Consider the following 1,045-nt stretch of genomic DNA (forward strand, 5'->3'; position numbering starts at 1 on the left):
AGGTGCTCAACGAGCCCGCCTTGGGTTGCAAGGACGGGGAGCGCGCTATTTCCCATGAAGACGCTGACATCCTTGCCTGTGCGTCCCATTGACCCCGCAACGATGCCGTGATGTTTCAGGACGTTCAGTGTGCCTTCGACGAACAGCGAGATCATGTCGAGGTCCAGGACACGGGCAGCCCCAATCTCCGGCGTGAAGGACGGGATGCCCACGTCCACAAACGCATTGTGCAACACGCCCGGATACACGGGGTTGTCGAAGATTTGGGCGACAGGATACAGCTCCACCAGCTCCTTGATCTCGGGTACATCCATGTCGGCGATATTGAAAGCGGTGACATCGAACCCGGTGGTCCCGGTATGGAAGTCGATAGCTACGTCGGCGTTCGGCTTTAACAGGTGGTTGAACAGCAGCCCTGCATGCCGGCTCGCCGCGGTGGCTCCGTTCTCGTCTCCGGGCCATTCCCGGTTCATGTCGATGAGATCAACACCTCTGCCCGAATTAGGCCATCTCCGCTGCATGCCTTCTAGGGCGGGACGGGAGACGTCCGTAACCGCCATCACCGTGCCTGACATCTGCACCGGATCAAGCTGACTCATTATGGTCTGGACCGTATGCACGGAACTCATCTCGTCACCGTGCACGCCGCTTACCAGAATCACGCGCTTGCCCGGCTTCGTGCCCTTGGCGACCGTCACGGACGCATACCAGTACTGGCCGGTAGGCATCTGCACGCCCTGAAAATACAGGAGGTGCTTCTGTCCAGGCTCCAGGTCGTTGACGTCTAGAGCGCTGACAACCTTCTTCCCCTGGATCGTGTCGCCCGTATAAACTGTAGCGGACAGGGTAGCGGGCGTCCGGTTGACAGAGGCAGGCGCGATGTTCTGAGCGTTGCCAGAACCAGCTGTCGCGATAAGCGCGGCCGAGGTGCCGACCGTCGCAATTGAGGCGATCATGAAATCACGTCGACGATCGAGCGGTTCTTCTGGCTCGCTAGACATCGTGAGGATCCCCGTCCGTTGGAGAAGCGGCACTTCAGCCATCA

1 protein-coding gene is annotated in these 1,045 nt (G+C 59.6%); it reads right to left on the reverse strand.

The genetic code is table 11. The features are described from left to right. On the reverse strand, positions 1 to 1,001 hold a 1,001-nt coding region (locus IEY36_RS30370; RefSeq protein WP_188974066.1), incomplete at its 3' end, for a M14 family metallopeptidase. Positions 1,002 to 1,045: the final 44 nt, after the last annotated feature.

The organism is Neoroseomonas lacus (assembly GCF_014644535.1).
Taxonomy (GTDB): Bacteria; Pseudomonadota; Alphaproteobacteria; order Acetobacterales; family Acetobacteraceae; genus Neoroseomonas; species Neoroseomonas lacus.